We start from the raw sequence: 16,145 nt of genomic DNA on the forward strand, positions 1-16,145 counted from the left end.
TCCTAGCGGTAGGGCGGGAACGTGCCGGCGACGTCCGCCGGGTCGGCGTCCGGCTTCAACTCACGGACCAGGGCCTCGTACGCCGGCGCGTCCGCCACGATGCGCCAGGTGTGGAACGGGTGCCGCCGCGGCGAGAAGCCGGCCTTGTACGAGAAGAGCGAGTCGTTGCGCCCGCCGCGCCCGCCGCCCAGGTGGAACGCCGTGTTCCCGCGCTCCTTGCACCAGCGGCGGACTTCGTCGTAGAGTAGCTCGTCGGCGTACCGGTGCTTGGCCCGCCGGGTCGACGAGACGTAGCCGGTGGCGATCCCGTCGTACTCGAAGAACGTGTTGCCGCCGACCACCTCGTCGCCCTCCAGGGCCACGGCCAGGTGCATCCGGTCGCCGATGGCGTCGTGCAGGGCGGCCAGATGCTCGTACGTGAAGAAGTAGTAGGGCTGGGCGCCGACCCGCCGCATGTTCTCGTGGTAGACCGCGACCCACTCGGCGAGCCGCTCCCACTCGTCGAAGACGACCCGGGTGCCGGCCCGGCGGGCCCGGTTGATGTGGTTGCGGTGGTCGGCCCGGGTCTGCCGCCACATCTGCTCGGCCCCGACCGTCAGGTCCATCGAGACCGTCTCGCCGTGCCCCACCATCGTGCCCCGGGCGGCCAGGACCGGCAGCGGCGGCGAGGGCAGCAGCGGGTGCATCCGCACGAAGGCGGTCACCAGCCCCGCCTCGCGCATCGTCGCCACCATCGAGTCGCAGGCGCGTTCCCAGAACGCGCGGTCGCCCGGCACCGCGCTGCCGACCAGACCGGGATAGCCGTACGGGGACATCGCGTCGCACCGCCCGGCGCCGGGGATGTCCCGCACGACCAGCGGCAGCAACGCGTGCCGGCCGGCGTCGCAATACCAGAGCGCGATCGGGCGCCCGCCGCACAGGCTCGCGTCGAGGCCGACGTAGTCGGGCACGTGATAGATGTCGTGGCCGGTCTTCTGCAGGGCCTCCTTCCACTCCCGGGCTCCCGGGTCGAGCAGCGCGGCGTGCGCGGTGGCCGTCATCTCGTCATCCCCTCAGCATCCTGGCGTTGAGCGCCATGTTGGCCGCGAACTGGTCGTTGACCACCTGGTGGCCCTCCAGTCGCAGCTGGACCGACGGGTGGCCGCGGCCCAGCTTCACGAAGCCGTCGGCCAGCCAGCCGTTGTCGGTGCCGGTACCGTCCACATAGGCCCGGTAGTCGCGCCCACCGGGCCAGATCACCTTCAGTACGGCGGCGAAGGCCGCCAGGTCGGCGTCGCTCCAGGCGGTGCCGCGGTCGTGCGCTTCCACGACGTACGCCATGACGCCGTTGCCGTGGCCCACATCCTGCCCCGGCCGCTTGACCGAACCCCAGACGTCGCTCCAGAAGTACGCGGCGGGGTCCACCGGGCTGCGACGGAGCTGGTCCCGCAGGCGGCGGTCCACCTCGGCCCGTACGGCCTGGAAGGTGTCCCGGGGTTGAAGCCGGCCCAGATGGAGGGCGATGAGCCCCCAGTGCGCGGCCATGTGGGTGCGCTCGCGGTAGATGTAGTGGTCGGGGCCGCGGTCGTACCACTTGGCGAAGACGTGCGTCGCGGCGAAGGTGTGCAGGCGGTCGAAGCGGGCCTGGTAGCCGGGATCGGCCATCACCATGGCCGACTCGCGCATGGCGACCAGCAGCGCGGTTCCGTACCGCCAGAAGTAGCTCTCGTAGAGCGGGATCTCGTCGCCGTCCTCGCCGTTCATCGACGACGGCCAGCCGAGGTAGCCGTCCTTGAAGCGACTCCCGGCGATCGACCGGGACGGGACGGCGGCGGCCATGACGTTCTCGGTGAATTCGAGGGCCCGGTCGAGGTAGCGGCGTTCGCGGGTGGCCCGGAACATCGCGACGAGGGCGTCGAGAGAGTACGAGAGGTTGTAGTGGTCCCAGCTGTCACGCGAACGGCTCTGCGGGAGGCTGCTGTCGTACTGGAAGTTCCAGCTCTTCTGGAAAACGGCCGTCCAGTGGGAGACCGCCTTGACCGGCGTGGTGGGCGCGAGCGGGCTCTGCGGGATCGGCATCGCCGGTGTCCCGGCCTGGTGACAGGCGGCGGTGGCCGACCCCAGGGCCAGCAGCAGGGCGGCGCGCCGGGTCATCCTCATGTCAGCACCTTCTGCGGGGCCGGGGTGACCGCAGCCGCGGCGGCGAGGGCGGCGAAGAGCCAGAACAGCCGCGCGTCGTAGTAGTCGCCGGAGAAGAGGCTGCACAGCGCGACCAGCACCGCCGAAGCCACCGCGAGCCCGGTCGTCCGGGGCCGCAGGCCGCCACCGCGCACGGTGGCCACCCACAGCAGCACCGCCGTGGCGAGCAGCCCGATCCCGATCAGGCCGCCCTCGGCCGCGACGCCGAGCACGTAGTTGTGCGGGTACTCGACCCGCTGGTTGACGCCGATCGTCCCGTAGAAGCCGTCCAGGCCACTGCCGGCCAGCGGGTGGTCCTCGGCCAGGCGCCAAGCCGCGCCCCAGATGTCGGTGCGGTCGGAAAGGTAGCGCTCCTGCACGGTCTGCTCGACGAACCGCTCCTGGAACAGGCTGACGAACGCGGGCGGAGCCAGCAACCCGATGACCCCGGCGACGAGCGCCAGCGCGCCGGTCACCGCGGCCACCAGGCCCGCCCGGAGCCGGCCCCGGATCTTCCACAGCGCGGCCACGCCGACGACAAGCCCGGCGAGCAGGCCGGCCCGCGAGCCGGACAGCACGGCGGCCAACAGGAAAAGCGGGACGGCGACGAGGGGCAGCTTGCGCCGGGTGAACATGGCCAGGGCGATCGCGCTGATGACCCCGAGCAGCTGGATGCGGACGAAGACGTTGGGGCCGCCCCCGAACGCCGAATAGCGGCCCTGCTCGCCCGGCCCCGACATCAGGGCGGCCAGGGCGAAGAGCACGGCCGCGACATAGAAGAGCAGGAAGGCGGTACGGATGACGGCATCCGGATCGCCGGTGGCGTACAGGTAGAACGCGAGGACGAGCGCCGCCATCAGCACCAGGTCGAGCGTCTGCGGGCCGACCCGGGCCGCGCCGGGCGCCCACAGCCCCGACGCGATCTGGAAGACGAAGAACAGGACGGTGGCGACGATCCAGCCCTCCCGCTTCCCGGCCGTACGCCCGTCGCGCGGCCGCCGAGCGACGTCCACCGTGAGCGCGCCCAGACCGGCCACGAGCCCGATCACCCGCAGGTCGACCCAGGCCAGATCGGTGAAGCCGGCCCGGTCCAGCGTGTACCGCCCGCCGATGGCCACCAGGATCAGGACCAGCCCCGGAGCCAGCAGCACACGCGGATGCCACACCCAGGTCATGCCGGCCTTCTCACCGCGTTCGCGGCCAATGCGAACACCAAGCAGGCGCCGTAGCCGATCAGCGATCCGTAGGCGGCGCCGACGATGCCGAACGGGGGGATCAGCAACAGGTAACCGGCGAAACTCACCGCGAAGCCGGTGATCTCGGCGGCGGAGACGAGGGCGCCCCGGCCTTTCGCGATGAGCAGCCCCAGACTGACCCGGGAGACCGCGTAGAGCCCGGCCGCCGCGACCAGCGGCACCACGATGCCCTTGGCCGGCGCGTAGTCCGGGCCGAACACCGGAACTATGAGCAGGAACAGCCCGGCGGCGGCGATCGGCGCGACCACCAGGCAGTAGACGGTGGCCGCGACCACCAAGGGCCGGCTCCGCAGCGTGCCCTCGTGGTGCGCCACCCGCCAGCGCCCGAGCCGCGAGTCGGCGTAGGCCCGAACCGGCCACGCCAGCAGCTCGGTCATCGTCGAGACACTCGCGTAGAGCCCCAGCGCCGACGTCGACGCGATCGCCGGCAGGGCCAGCCGATCCACCCGCAACATGGCCATGTTGGACAGTGCCGCGGGGAAGAGCGCGATGCCCTCCCGCCGCACCAGCCGGTTCTGATCCACCGTGGGGCGGCGTGGTCCGCGCATCCATAGGACGAGATAGGCGCCGGTCGGCAGGATGCCCGCGATCAGATAGCCGAGGATCCACAGCTCGGGTTGCGCAGCACCACCGAGATAGAGCGCCACGAGCAACGACAGAAGCAGCACCGCCTCGACGATGCGCAGCACCAGAAAATCGGTGACCCGGCCCGCCGCGATGGCAATCGACCGGATCGCCAGCCCACCCGTCTCGACGAAGGCGTACGCCGCGATGAGCCCGACGACGACCGCCCCCGGGTTGAGATGCCGCGGCCCCATCACCGCGAACCCGGCCGCCGCCACCAGCCCGACCACACCGGGCACGAGCAGCAACCGCGCATAGGCCCGCACCCCGGCCGCCGGCGCGATCCCGTGATACGCCGCGACAAAGCTCCGCTCGGTCCCCAGCAACAACACCTGAGTGGACAAGTAGACGACCTGCAGCAGCAACGCCACCTCACCCCGATGGGACGGGGTCAGCGCCCGCACCATGAGCACGTTGGCCACCAGGGCCACCCCGCCCACCAGAAGCTGAGAGGCGAAAAGCCCGGCGTACGGCTCCCGCAGCTGCCCCCGAACCCACGCCCACCGTCCGCGAGTCCCCTCCGGGGCGACCACTACCGGCCGCTCGGCCAGCTCACTCATCCCGGCCATCCGCCTTACCCGCGGCCACCCCGCCGCCTTCGCCCCCGCTGGCCTCCTCCTCCGCTGCGGCCACGCCGCCGCCCGCCCCTTCCTCTACCGCGGCCACCCCGCCGCCGGCTTCTTCCCCGCTCCCGCTCTCAGCCGTCGCGGCCACTTCGCCGCTTTCGCCCGCGCTCCCGCTTTGCGCCACCCCGCCGCTTTCTCCAGCTCTCCGACTTTCCGCCGTCGCGGCCACCCCGCCGCTCTCGCCCGCGCTCCCGCTCTCCGCCGTCGCGGCCACCCCGCCGCTCTCGCCCGCGCTCCCGCTCTCCGCCGTCGCGGCTGGCTGAGTGCCGCCCGCTTCGCCTTCTACCTGTTCTTTGAGCCCCCTCCCGCCCTGGGTCATGTCGGATTTATCCGGCAGCGCCTCTTCGACGTAGGCAGTGCCGCGCGTGGCCGATCGGGCGTGCTCCTCGCCGGTCGAGTCGAGCAGGATGGGAGCGGAGGCACGGGCGGTAGGTGGGGCGTCCTCGTTGCCGGCCGGGTCGAGAGGGATAGGGGTGGAGGTCCCCGCGGCCAGTGGGGCGTCCCCATCGCCGGCCGGGTTGAAAGGGATGGAAGCGAAGGCGCGCGCGGTGGGTGAGGCGACCCGCTCGCCGGACGTATCGCGCGGGACCTGCGCGGAATCGCGCGCGGCCAGTCGGGCGCTCCCCTCGCCGGACGGATCGGGAGGGACCTGCGCGGCCCGTGGGGCGACCCGCTTGCCGGACGAATCGCGCGGGACCTGCGCGGAATCGCGCGCAGGCAGTCGGGCGCCCTCCTCGCCGGACGGATCGGGCGCGATGGGGGCGAAGGTGCCCGCGGCCCGTGGGGCGAGCCGCTCGCCGGACGGATCCGGCGGGATCTGCGCGGAAGCGCGCGCAGCCAGTGGGGCGTCCCCCTCGCCGCGCGGGCTGAGAGGGATGGGGGCGGAGGCGCGCGCGGTCGGTGGGGCGTCGTCCTCGGCGGGCGGGGTGGGTGGGAGGTGGGCGGAGGCGCGGACGACGGTGGGAATGAAAGGGGGGATGGTGCGCGGCATCGTGGGTGTGGTGGGTACCGGGTCGTCGGGTGGGGGGCTCGGGGCGGGGTCCTCGGTGACGCGGGCGCGGCCGCGGGCCGTGGCCGGGTAGGCGGGGATCAGGCCGGAGGAGGTTTCCTCGGGGTCGGTGGGGGCGCCGACCAAGGTCTGGAGGAGGCTCGGGCTGTCGGCGGGGACCTGGGGTGGGCGGTGGCGGAGGGCCCCGGTCGGCAGGCGGCGGGGCAGGGCGTTGAGGACGGCGCCGACCAGCTGGGCGCCGACGCGTTCGAGGAGGTCGGCCGAGCGCTGGACGTCGGCCGTGCGGGTGCGGTTGGCCCGGACCACCAGCAGGGCGCCGTCGGTCACCTTGCTCAGGACGGCGGCGTCGGCCACGCCGTTCAGGGGTGGGGCGTCGACCAGCACCACGTCGAAGCGGCCGCTCAAATCGTCCATGGTGGCGCCGAGCCGCGGGGAGGCCAGCGCCTCGCCCGGGTCGGCGGCGCCGATGCCGGGGGGCAGCACGGTCAGGCGGCCGTCGAGCGGGTTGTGCAGCACCTCGGCGATCGTGGCGGCGCCGGTCAGGACCTCGGCCAGGCCGGGGCCGGGCTCCATCGACAGGTAGCGGCTCACTCCGGGCGAGCGCAGGTTCGCGTCGACCAGCAGGACGCGGGCGCCCGTCTCGGCCAGCGCGATGGCCAGGCCGCAGGCCACCGCCGTCGTGCCTTCCTTGCGGTTGGCCCCGGTCAGCAGCAGCGACGTGCCGCCGCCGAGCGCGGGCAGCAGGCTGCGAAGCTTGCGGAACGCCTCGGCCAGCTCCTCGTCCGGCTTGGCGGTACGCCCGTAGCGGTTGCCGATGGCGATCACGCCGACGGTGCCGATGCCGAGGCGGCGCAGGTCGTCCTCCTCCGTGACCTTCTTGCGGGTGGCCTCGCGGACCGCCACCACGATCGCGCCGATCAGGAGGCCCAGTACGGCCGAGAAGCTCACGTTGCGTACCAGCCGGTCTGGCTCTTTGGTTGTCACCGCGTCCTGGGCGACCGAGACCGCGGACCCGGCGCCCAGGTTCTTGACCAGAGCGACCAGCTCGGTGGTCGCCGTGCGCACGATCGCGCGGCTCGTCGCGGCGGAGGGATCGGTGGCCGCGACCACGAGCAGGTCCGTGCCGTCCTGGACCTGGGCCGTGAGATGGTCGGTGACCCGCTCGACGGTCAGGCCCTGACCGACCTTGGTCACCACGCCCTGCGCCACCCGCGGCCCGGTGAGCAGCGCGATGTAGGAGTTGAGCCGGCTCGCCCCGGCGTCGGCGTCGTCCGCCCCGGTGGTCACGAACAGCACCATCGTCGACCGGTAGGCGGGCGGCCGGCTCAACGCCAATCCGGTGGCGATCCCGACCGCCAGCAGCATCGGCACGACGAGCCAGACCCAGCCGCGGCGGCACGCCCGTGCGTATTCGCGCAATTCCACCTCAGGCCGCCGCTCGGGTCAGCACGGCCTCGAACTGCTCGAAGAGCTTGTCGCGGCTGAACCTTTCAACGGCCAGGCTGTACGCGGCCTCGCGGGCCCGCGACAGCCATTGCTCATCCCGGCAGTGCGCCACGAGCGTTTCCGCCGCGGCGGCCGTGTCCACCGGGTCGAGCACCAAGCCGGCGCCCGTCTCCTCGAGCAGCGCCGCCTGCCAGCCGCCGTAGTTGACGGCGATGGGCCGCCGGGCCGCGAGCGCGTCGAAGAACTTGTTGGCCGAGTTGTCCCACAGGGCGCGGATCGGCCGGACGAAACTGGTCGACATCGTCGCCGCGCCCAGGATGACGGGCAGCGCCGACTTGGGCACCTTCTCCCACATGCGTACGGTGACGTCGAGCAGTCCGTGTTTTGCGGCGAGCTCGCGGGTCGGCTCCCATTCCTTGCCGTGCCCGACGATCAGCACCTGTACCCCGGGATCCCGCTCCCGCATCCGCCTGGCCGCTTCGACCAGGTAGGAAACGCCGTTCACCGCGCCCAGCGCTCCGGTGTAGACGATCAGCGGCCGGTCGCCCAGCCACCGGTGCTCCGCCCGGAACTTTTTGACCTCCACCTCGTCGACCTCGAACAGGGACAGGTCGGCGGCGTTCGGGATCACGGTCGTCCGGGTGGAAGGCCGCCGGGCCGTGATGCCGGCCGCCATTCCCGGCGAGAGGGCCACCACTTCGCGGGCGTTCCGGTAGGCGAAGTCGGCCAGTGCCCCGGCCGCCCGGCGCATGACCGGGTGGCGCAGCGCGCCCATTTCGATCGGCACCTCCGGCCAGAGGTCGCGCACCTCGAAGACCAACGGCACCCGGCGCACCTTGGCGGCGAGCACGCCGGGCACCGCGACCGTGAGCGGAGTGCTGGTCGCGAAGACCAGATCCGCCTTGAGCGACGCCGCTTTGGCCGTCGCCAGCACCATGAAGGCGGCGAAGGCCCGCAGGCGGCGGCCGTACGACATCTCGTTGCTGTACGGGACGGGGTACCAGTGCACCCGGATGCCGTCGTCGACCGTGAGCCGCCGCGGGCCGCCCGCGATGTCGGTCGTGATGACGTCGACCGTGTGCCCGCGCGCGACGAGCCGCCGGGCCTGTTCGTAGGAGCGGATGCCGCCGGCCATCCCCGGATTGCAGTAGTACTGGTGAATGTAGACGATGCGCATCCTCACCCCTTCCGCTCGGCCGCGAGGGCACGGATGACGTCCACGACGCGTTCCCGGTCGGGCCCGGTGAGCGCGGACCCGCTCGGCAGGCACAGGCCACGGCGGAACAGATCGGCGCTGACCGCCCCACCGCGCGTCACGCAGTCGGCGAACACCGGCTGCAGGTGCATCGGCTTCCAGGTGGGGCGGGCCTCGATGTCGTGCGCGGCCAGCCGTTCGAGGATCCGGTCGCGGCTCGCGCCGAAGCGTTCGGCGTCGACCAGCAGGCAGGTCAGCCACCAGTTGGACTCGCCGTAGGCGGCGATCGGCATGAAGCTCAGACCGGGCAGGTTGCCGAGGGCGGTCCGGTAGCAGCGGCCGGTCTCCCGGCGCGCGGCGATCATCGAGCCGAGCCGCTGCAGCTGCCCGCGCCCGACGGCGGCGAGCAGGTTGCTGAGGCGGTAGTTGTAACCGACGGCCCGGTGCTCGTAGTACGGCAGCGGCTCGCGGGCCTGGGTGGCGAGGTGGCGGGTCCGGGCGGCCGTACGGTCGTCGTCGGTGACGAGCATGCCGCCCCCGCCGGTGGTGATTATCTTGTTGCCGTTGAACGACAGGATTCCGGCCAGCCCGAACGACCCGGCCGGCCGGCCCCGGTACGTGGCCCCGAGCGCCTCGGCCGCGTCCTCGATCAGCGCCACGCCGTATCGGTCGCACGCGTCGAGCAGCGGGCCGTAGTCGGCGCACTGCCCGTACATGTCGACCGCGATCACCGCCCGCGGCGGCCGGCCCTTGGCGCAGCGCCGCCGCAGCTCCTCGGTGACCAGCGCCGGGTCGACGTTCCAGCTCTCGGGCGTGCTGTCGAGGAAGACCGGCCGCGCGCCGAGATACGTCACCGCATTCGCCGTCGCGGCAAAGGTGAACGAGGGCACCAGGACCGTGTCGCCGTGGCGCACGCCGGCCGCCACCAACGCGAGATGCAGGGCGGCGGTGCCACTGCTGAGAGCAACGGCATGCCGTACGCCGACCGACTCGGCCACCTGGGCCTCGAAGGCGTCGAGATCCGGGCCGACCGGCGCCACCCAGTTCGAGTCGAACGCCTCCAGCAGAAGCTTGCGCTCGAGGTCGCCGACGTCGGGCGGGGACAGGTAAATCCGGGTGTCAGGCATGGACCCGGGTCCTCACGGCCCAGAGTGGCCAGGCCGGGTGCAGGCCCTGGCGGCGGATCGCCATCGGCGGGCCGCCCGGGTGCATCGCCGCGCGCAGGGTGGTGGCGAAACTGCGATAGCCGGCCTCGCGGGCGGCGGTCACCTCGCGCTCACCGAAATCCACGACCGGGTGGCCGTACGGGGCGGCGAAGTCGTCGACGGCCACACCCAGCTCGTCCTCGATCTCGTGTTTGGAGTCCGCTATCTCGCGTACCACCTCGAAGCCGGACTGATCCGCCAGCCGGTGATGGGTGATGGTGTGCGAGCCGAAGGCGAAGCCCTGGGCCGCCAGATCGCGGCAGTCGTCCCAGGTGAGGTTGCCGGGCCGGCCGACCAGGCCGGTGGTCAGGAAGAAGGTGGCCGGGATGCGCTCCGCGGCCAGGATCGGCGCCACGACGTCGCGCCAGCTGAGGTGGCCGTCGTCGAAGGAGAGGCAGAAGACCGGTTTCTCGGGCGCGTCTTTCCCGGCGAGGATGCCGAGCGCCTGATGCCAACTCACCAGCGGCCCCCGCTGCCGGAAGGCGCGCAGGTGGCGGCGCAGATCGCCGGCGAACTCGGCCGGGACGTCGTGGTAGAAGGGAAAGTAGAGCCCGGCCGTGTCCGGCAGTCGCTTGAAGATGCCGGCCGGCGCCAGGATCCGGCCCTGCAGGCGGGGCCGCGCCCGGAGGCGGCGGCGCAGCTCCAGCTCGTTCAGCCGCCGTTTGAGGGTCGTCCGCGTTCGCATTGGCCCTCCCCGTCAATGATCTGATCCGACCCTCCCAAATGGCTCCGGCGGCCCGTCAGTAGCAATTGTCATAAAGAACGTGAGAAAGCTTCACAGCCTTGCCTCGGTCTCCCGAAATGGCGCATGGTGATTTCCATGCTGCGATTGCGACGGGTCGAGCCGGCGGCCGCGCTCTGGGCCGATCGGGCGGCCTACGACGACCGCCTGATCTTCCACACGCCCGAGTGGCTCCGCTTCGTGGCCACGGCCCAGGGCGCCCGGCCGGTGCTCGCCGTCGTGGAGGACGGCGCCACCACCGTCGGCCACTTCACCGGGCTGCTGAGCAAACGCTTCGGCCTGCGCATCCTCGGCAGCCCGATGGCCGGCTGGACCACCTCGTACGTCGGCTTCCTACTGGAAGCCGGAATCCGCCGCCGGGACGCCCTGGCCGCTCTGATGCCCTTCGCCTTCGACGAGCTCGGCTGCGCCCACCTGGAGATCCGCGACCGCCGCCTGCCGGCCGGCGACCTGGGTGGGCTGGGTCTGCAATGGGATCTGGCCCCGACCGCCGTGATCTCCCTGGCCCCGTCGCCGGACGAGCTCTTCGCCGCCATGGCGAGCGCCTGCCGCCGCAATATCCGCAAGGCCGCGAAATCCGGCGTGGTGGTCGAGGAGACCTCATTCGACGATCCGACTTTCGCCGCCGAATACTACGACCAGCTCCGCGACGTATTCGCCAAGCAGAACCTCGTCCCCACTTATGGCATTGACCGCGTACGATCGCTTTTGTCGTGCGTCGGCCCATCGGGAAACCTGCTGCTCCTGCGGGCCCGGGACGTTGGCGGCCGCTGCATCGCCACCGCGATCCTCCCCTGGCACCACCGCACGATGTATTTCTGGGGCGGCGCCAGCTACCGCGCCGATCAGTTGCTGCGCCCCAACGAGGCCCTCATCTGGCACGCGCTGCGGTGGGCCCGCGCCCGCGGCCTGACCGAGTTCGACTTCGTCGGCGGCAATTCCTACAAGGCCAAGTACGGCACGGCCGAGATCCCGGTGCCGTGGGCCCGCCGCTCCCGCTCCCCCCTCGTCGCCACCCTCCGCGACGCCGCCAAACAGGGCTTCGCCCTCAAACAACGAGCCACCGCCCGCCTGACCCGGGCCACGAGTTGAACGCAACTGCGTTCCTGTTCTGAGGTTTACTCCTGGGTAGAGTCCCCGCCCATGGACCAGGCCATCCCCACCCGCCCCCGCGGCCCCGTCCCCGCCGGCGCCGTCGCGGCAGTCGTCCTGCTCGCCTTCGCCTCCGGCGCCACGGGCCTGTTCGCCCTGTTCATCCTCTCCTTCGCCAGCGACGCCTGCACCGGCGCCAGCACGGCCCTGATCTGCACCCCCACCGGCCAACAGGCCGTCACCGTGGGGCCCCTGCTCGCGGCCGCCGTGGGCACCTTCACCGCCGCCGGCTTCTGCGCCGCCAAACCCCCTTGGCGCACCGCCGGCATCCTGCTCGGCTACGTCATCGCCTTCGGCGCGTTCTTCCTCGCCTGGATCACCGCCGTCCAGGCCTGACCCGCCGGCCCACCGTTTCCTCCGTGGCCCCTGCCCGCTGCTGTGCACGCTCTTCCGCACCACCCCGCGCCCATTGCCCGCGCGCCACGCGCTTGCGCCACCTCGCGGCCACTCCCCCGCCTCCACCCCGCCCCCGCCCCCGCCCCCGCCCAGCGCCTTCGTGCCGATTGCTTCTTGACCTCGAGTGCGCTCTAAGCGGCAGGATCGCCGGCATGGCTGAGATCGTGCTGGGGGCGATGTTGTTCGGGACGAGGATCGGGGAGGCGGAGTCGTTCGCGCTGCTCGACCGCTTCGTGGAGCTCGGCGGGCGGTGGATCGACACGGCCAACAACTACGCGTTCTGGGAGCACCCGTCGGGGCTGGGCGGGCAGAGCGAGCGCGTCATCGGCCGGTGGCTGGCCGCCCGGCCCGGGATGCGCGAGCACGTCCTGATCAGCACCAAGGTCGGGGCCGAGCCGACGGACCCGGCCCGCGGCCTGGAGGCGATGGAGGGCCTGTCGGCCCCGACGATCCGGTCGGCGGTGACGGGCAGCCTGCAACGGCTCGGCGTCGACCACATCGACCTGTACTGGGCCCACGTCGAGGACCGTTCGGTCCCACTCGAGGAGACGACGGGGGCCTTCGGCGCGCTGGTCACCGAGGGGCTCGCGCGCCGGGTCGGCGCGTCCAACACTCCCGCCTGGCGCGTGGAACAGGGCCGGGCAACGGCCGGCTGGTCGGCGCTTCAGCTGCGGCACTCCTATGTGCAGCCCCGGCCGGGCGCCGCCCTCGAATCGTGGGCGCACCGCCAGGTCTTCCCGGAGACCCTCGACTACGTACGCTCGTGCGGCCTCGACCTGTGGGCCTACTCCCCTCTGATCAACGGCGGGTACGGGCGTGCCGACCGTCCGCTCGAAGAGGCGTACGACCACCCCGGAACCACCCGCCGCCTGACCGCCCTCACCGAGGTCGCCCAAGACCTGGACGCCACCCTGAACCAGGTGGTCCTGGCCTGGCTCCTGAACGGCGACCCCGCAATCTGGCCGATCGTCGGCGCCAGCACCCCCGCCCGCCTGGACGAGGTGATGGCCGCCCCCACCCTGAAACTTGACCCCGACCTGCACCAGCGCCTCACCGCCACAGCCTGACCGGCGCCCGGCACCAAGACCCACCCCACCTCGACGCGACGCCGACCGCGGCGCCGCGACGCGAGGCGCGGCGCACGGGGCGCGGCCCTGGGCGCGAGGCGAGGCGCGGTGAGGGGCGGGGGCGAGCCGCGGTGGCGGGGCGCGGGGCGGGGCGAGGCGAGATGCGGCCCGCGAGAGGGGCGCGGCGCGCGAGGCCCGAGGCGCAGCGCAGCCAGGGGCGAAAGGCGGGGCCCGGAGCCCGGGGCGCGAGGCGCGGCCCGGGGCGCGGCGCGGTGCGAGGCGCGGTGCGGGCCGGACCGACGGGGACCCCACCCGCAAGCACCGCGAAGCCCGGCGTGGCCGGTCGGCGAGTTGGCGCGGTGGGCGCCGGGGCCATCGGCGGGTGTAAAAAGGCGGTTTTGCTGCGGTTTGCGGCAGCTCCAGTCGACGATCGGCGGGTGGGTGGGGCGGCGGGGTTGCCGGCGGCTGTGGCGCCGATGCTGGCTACGCCGGGGGCGGTGCCGGTGGGCGCGGGGTGGGCGGCCGAGGTCAAGTACGACGGGATGCGGGCCGGGGTCACGTGCGCCGGGGGGCGGTGGCGGCTGCACAGTCGGGCCGGGCGGGACATGACGGGGGCGTTTCCCGAGTTGGGGGTGTTGCCGGAGCTGCTCGGGGGGCGGCGGGTCGCGCTCGATGCCGAGCTGGTCGTGCTGGATGCGGGCGGGGTGTCGGATTTTGCCCGGCTGCAGCAGCGGATCGCTGTGCGCAAGCCCGGTCCGCAGCTGCTGCGGGCGGCGCCGGTCACCCTGTACGTGTTCGACTTGCTGGTCGCCGGTGAGCGGGACGTGATGGCCGCGCCCTACAGCGAGCGCCGGGCCATGCTGGAGGAGCTCGGCCTCCGGTCGGCCGGCGTGGACACTCCGCCGGCCTTTATCGATGCCGCCGCCGAGCTGTACGCCGCGGCAAGCGAGCACGGTCTCGAGGGCATCGTCTGCAAGCGGCTCGCCTCTCCGTACACCCCGGGGCTCCGGTCCAAGGCCTGGGTCAAGACGGTCATCCCGCACCTGGCCGACGTGGTGGTGTGTGGGTGGCTGCCCGGCCGGGGCCGGCTGCACGACAGCATCGGCGCCCTGGTGGTCGGCGCGTACGACCGGGCCGGCCGGCTGCATCTGGTCGGCCGGGTGGGCAGCGGCCTGTCCGGCGACTCGCGCCGGCATCTGCAGGAGCGGCTGGCCCCGCTGCGCCGGAGCCGGCCGCCGGTGGCCCACGCCGAGAGCACCGCCCTGGCCGGCGCCGTCTGGGTCGAGCCGCAGACGGTGGCGCGGGTCGCCTACCGGTCCTGGACCGGTGGAACTCAGCTGCGCCACCCGGTCTACCGCGGCGTCCTCGACGACCGCGACGCGTCTTCCGCGCAGCTGCCGGATTAGCGGACGAAAGGCGGCAGGAACGCGCGGCAGTGGTCCGGCCGGCCTCAGAGGGTCAGCCGGTCTCGACGACGAAGCAGACGAGATCCTCGTCGGCCTCGGTGGTGTGGTCCTCGCCGTCGGGCCAGCGCACCACCTGACCGGGGCCGACCGGCTGCCACGGATCATCGCCGGAGCGGACCCGGCCCCGGCCCGCGACGACGAGCAGCATCTGGTCGCCCATGGCCGGATGGCGCCCGATGCGCCCGCCGGCCGCGACCCGCAGCACGGTCACGGCCACGCCCTCGGCCCGGAGCAGTGCCTCGGCGGTCAGGCCGGCGCTCCCGTACGCGGGGACGTCGCGGCCACCGGGCTGGAGCAGATCCTGGATCTTCACGGCGGAGGAGCCTAACGGAAAAGGCCGGTCGCGCGAGGGGCACGACCGGCCTGACCGGACAACTGCCTACCGCGGTACGACCTTCTCCACTGCCCAGGCGCGCCAGGTGTCCAGATGGTGCTGGACCTGGGCCAGCTGGTCGGCCACCGGGCCCGGGCCGGTCGAGCCGGGGGTGGTGCGGGAGGCCAGGGCCGACTCGACGGTGAGGACCTGGCGGACGGTCGGGTCGAGGTGTTCGCTGACCGTCTTCAGGTCGTCGTCGGTGAGGTCGCCGAGCTCGCACTCGCGCACCGAGCACAGGGCCACCAGCTTGCCGGTGATCTCGTGGGCGTCGCGGAACGGCACGCCCTTGCGGACCAGCCAGTCGGCGACCTCGGTGGCCAGCGAGAAGCCGACCGGGGCGGAGGCGGCCAGCCGGTCCACCCGTACGGTCATGGTCGAGATCATGCCGGCCAGAGCCGGCAGCAGGAGTTCCAGGGTCTCGATGGCGTCGAAGACCGGCTCCTTGTCCTCCTGCATGTCGCGGTCGTAGGTCAGCGGCAGGCCCTTGAGCATGGTCAGCACCGTGACCAGGCCGCCCACCAGCCGGCCGCTCTTGCCGCGGGCCAGCTCGGCGATGTCCGCGTTCTTCTTCTGCGGCATGATCGACGAGCCGGTGGCGAACGCGTCGTCCAGCTCGACCCAGCCGAACTCGGTCGACGTCCAGAGCACGACCTCCTCGCCCAGGCGGGAGAGGTGCACGCCGATCAGCGCGGTGATGAACAGGAACTCGGCCACGAAGTCCCGGTCGGCCACGGCGTCCATCGAGTTGGCCGCCGGCGCGGTGAAGCCCAGCTCCTTGGCGACCGCGGCCGGGTCGAGCGGCAACGACGACCCGGCGAGGGCGCCACTTCCCAGGGGCGAGATGGCCGTACGCGCGTCCCAGTCCCGCAACCGGTCGAGATCCCGCAGCAGGGGCTGGACGTGCGCGAGCAGCCAGTGCCCGAACGTGACCGGCTGCGCGTGCTGCACGTGGGTCATGCCCGGCGCCGCCGTGTTCACGTTGTTAGCAGCCTGTTCCGTCAGCGCGTCGGCCAGCTCGACGACGGCCTGGGCCACCCCGCGGGCGTGGTCGCGCATGTAGAGGCGCAGGTCGGTGGCGACCTGGTCGTTGCGGGAGCGGCCGGCGCGCAGCTTGCCGCCGAGCGCGCCGAGCCGTTCGAGCAGGCCGCGCTCGAGGGCGGTGTGCACGTCCTCGTCGTCGATCGTCGGCCGGAACTCGCCGGAGGCGCAGGCCGCCTCCAGGTCGTCGAGGGCGGCCAGCATCTGGCCCAGCTCGTCCGGGTCGAGCAGCCCGGCCGCGGCCAGGACCCGGGCGTGGGCCCGGGAGCCGGCGATGTCGTACGGGGCGAGGCGCCAGTCGAACTGGACGCTCACCGACAGACGGGCCAGGGCGTCGGCGGGGCCGCCGGCGAACCGCCCACCCCACAAGGATGTCTTCTCGTTCGTCAC

Annotated in this window: 14 protein-coding genes; 4 read left to right on the forward strand and 10 right to left on the reverse strand. The window is 72.8% G+C overall.

Going from position 1 to position 16,145, the window contains the following annotated elements:
* Positions 1-2: 2 nt before the first annotated feature.
* The 8 genes from AB0J66_RS24875 to AB0J66_RS24910 are packed head-to-tail and all read right to left on the reverse strand — an operon-like array spanning position 3 to position 10,203.
* Positions 3-1,040 carry a GNAT family N-acetyltransferase gene (locus AB0J66_RS24875; protein WP_364664915.1) on the reverse strand — a complete coding sequence of 346 codons (1,038 nt, stop codon included), beginning with the start codon at positions 1,038-1,040 and terminating at the stop codon, positions 3-5.
* A gap of 4 nt (positions 1,041-1,044) precedes the next feature.
* Positions 1,045-2,139, reverse strand: a complete 1,095-nt coding sequence (locus tag AB0J66_RS24880) for a hypothetical protein (protein WP_364664918.1) — start codon at positions 2,137-2,139, stop codon at positions 1,045-1,047.
* Entirely contained in the window at positions 2,136-3,332 is a 1,197-nt protein-coding gene (locus AB0J66_RS24885) for an O-antigen ligase family protein (protein WP_364664920.1), read from the reverse strand. The genes AB0J66_RS24880 and AB0J66_RS24885 overlap by 4 nt, the downstream gene beginning before the upstream one ends.
* A complete protein-coding gene (locus tag AB0J66_RS24890; protein ID WP_364664923.1) occupies positions 3,329-4,597 on the reverse strand; it encodes an NAD(P)H-quinone oxidoreductase in 1,269 nt (422 codons plus the stop codon). Before AB0J66_RS24890 ends, AB0J66_RS24885 begins: the two co-directional genes overlap by 4 nt.
* The gene (locus AB0J66_RS24895) at positions 4,590-7,097 is read right to left on the reverse strand and encodes a polysaccharide biosynthesis tyrosine autokinase (RefSeq protein WP_364664926.1); all 2,508 of its coding nucleotides are present in this window, start codon (positions 7,095-7,097) and stop codon (positions 4,590-4,592) included. Before AB0J66_RS24895 ends, AB0J66_RS24890 begins: the two co-directional genes overlap by 8 nt.
* 1 nt (position 7,098) lies before the next feature.
* The gene (locus AB0J66_RS24900) at positions 7,099-8,295 is read right to left on the reverse strand and encodes a glycosyltransferase family 4 protein (RefSeq protein ID WP_364664928.1); all 1,197 of its coding nucleotides are present in this window, start codon (positions 8,293-8,295) and stop codon (positions 7,099-7,101) included.
* Between the two features lie 2 nt (positions 8,296-8,297).
* Positions 8,298-9,440, reverse strand: coding sequence for an aminotransferase class I/II-fold pyridoxal phosphate-dependent enzyme (locus AB0J66_RS24905; RefSeq protein ID WP_364664930.1), 1,143 nt, complete (start codon positions 9,438-9,440; stop codon positions 8,298-8,300).
* Positions 9,433-10,203, reverse strand: coding sequence for a polysaccharide deacetylase family protein (locus AB0J66_RS24910; RefSeq protein WP_364664933.1), 771 nt, complete (start codon positions 10,201-10,203; stop codon positions 9,433-9,435). The genes AB0J66_RS24905 and AB0J66_RS24910 overlap by 8 nt, the downstream gene beginning before the upstream one ends.
* Positions 10,204-10,338: 135 nt before the next feature.
* Between AB0J66_RS24910 and AB0J66_RS24915 the strand changes: the two genes are divergently transcribed.
* The 4 genes from AB0J66_RS24915 to ligD all read left to right on the forward strand — a co-directional run bounded on the left by AB0J66_RS24915 (position 10,339) and on the right by ligD (position 14,281).
* Positions 10,339-11,352 (forward strand): GNAT family N-acetyltransferase, encoded by a 1,014-nt coding sequence (locus tag AB0J66_RS24915; RefSeq protein WP_364664936.1) that lies wholly within the window; start codon positions 10,339-10,341, stop codon positions 11,350-11,352.
* A gap of 51 nt (positions 11,353-11,403) precedes the next feature.
* Entirely contained in the window at positions 11,404-11,748 is a 345-nt protein-coding gene (locus AB0J66_RS24920; RefSeq protein ID WP_364664938.1) for a hypothetical protein, read from the forward strand.
* Between the two features lie 212 nt (positions 11,749-11,960).
* The gene (locus tag AB0J66_RS24925) at positions 11,961-12,875 is read left to right on the forward strand and encodes an aldo/keto reductase (RefSeq protein WP_364664941.1); all 915 of its coding nucleotides are present in this window, start codon (positions 11,961-11,963) and stop codon (positions 12,873-12,875) included.
* 476 nt (positions 12,876-13,351) lie between these two features.
* Entirely contained in the window at positions 13,352-14,281 is a 930-nt protein-coding gene (gene ligD / locus AB0J66_RS24930; RefSeq protein ID WP_364664943.1) for a non-homologous end-joining DNA ligase, read from the forward strand.
* Positions 14,282-14,333: 52 nt separating this feature from the next.
* On the opposite strand, the gene AB0J66_RS24935 is transcribed toward ligD, so the two are convergent.
* Positions 14,334-14,654 (reverse strand): cupin domain-containing protein, encoded by a 321-nt coding sequence (locus tag AB0J66_RS24935; protein ID WP_364664945.1) that lies wholly within the window; start codon positions 14,652-14,654, stop codon positions 14,334-14,336.
* 66 nt (positions 14,655-14,720) lie between these two features.
* Positions 14,721-16,145 carry an argininosuccinate lyase gene (gene argH, locus AB0J66_RS24940; protein ID WP_364664947.1) on the reverse strand — a complete coding sequence of 475 codons (1,425 nt, stop codon included), beginning with the start codon at positions 16,143-16,145 and terminating at the stop codon, positions 14,721-14,723.

Source organism: Actinoplanes sp. NPDC049598, assembly GCF_040675435.1.
Lineage (GTDB): Bacteria > Actinomycetota > Actinomycetes > Mycobacteriales > Micromonosporaceae > Actinoplanes.

Bases quoted from the DNA above. Each gene is read 5' to 3' on its own strand.
- AB0J66_RS24875 (WP_364664915.1), bottom strand. From the start codon at position 1,040: ATGACGGCCACCGCGCACGCCGCGCTGCTCGACCCGGGAGCCCGGGAG.
- AB0J66_RS24880 (WP_364664918.1), bottom strand. From the start codon at position 2,139: ATGAGGATGACCCGGCGCGCCGCCCTGCTGCTGGCCCTGGGGTCGGCC.
- AB0J66_RS24885 (WP_364664920.1), bottom strand. From the start codon at position 3,332: ATGACCTGGGTGTGGCATCCGCGTGTGCTGCTGGCTCCGGGGCTGGTC.
- AB0J66_RS24890 (WP_364664923.1), bottom strand. From the start codon at position 4,597: ATGAGTGAGCTGGCCGAGCGGCCGGTAGTGGTCGCCCCGGAGGGGACT.
- AB0J66_RS24900 (WP_364664928.1), bottom strand. From the start codon at position 8,295: ATGCGCATCGTCTACATTCACCAGTACTACTGCAATCCGGGGATGGCC.
- AB0J66_RS24905 (WP_364664930.1), bottom strand. From the start codon at position 9,440: ATGCCTGACACCCGGATTTACCTGTCCCCGCCCGACGTCGGCGACCTC.
- AB0J66_RS24910 (WP_364664933.1), bottom strand. From the start codon at position 10,203: ATGCGAACGCGGACGACCCTCAAACGGCGGCTGAACGAGCTGGAGCTG.
- AB0J66_RS24915 (WP_364664936.1), top strand. From the start codon at position 10,339: ATGCTGCGATTGCGACGGGTCGAGCCGGCGGCCGCGCTCTGGGCCGAT.
- AB0J66_RS24920 (WP_364664938.1), top strand. From the start codon at position 11,404: ATGGACCAGGCCATCCCCACCCGCCCCCGCGGCCCCGTCCCCGCCGGC.
- AB0J66_RS24925 (WP_364664941.1), top strand. From the start codon at position 11,961: ATGGCTGAGATCGTGCTGGGGGCGATGTTGTTCGGGACGAGGATCGGG.
- ligD (WP_364664943.1), top strand. From the start codon at position 13,352: ATGCTGGCTACGCCGGGGGCGGTGCCGGTGGGCGCGGGGTGGGCGGCC.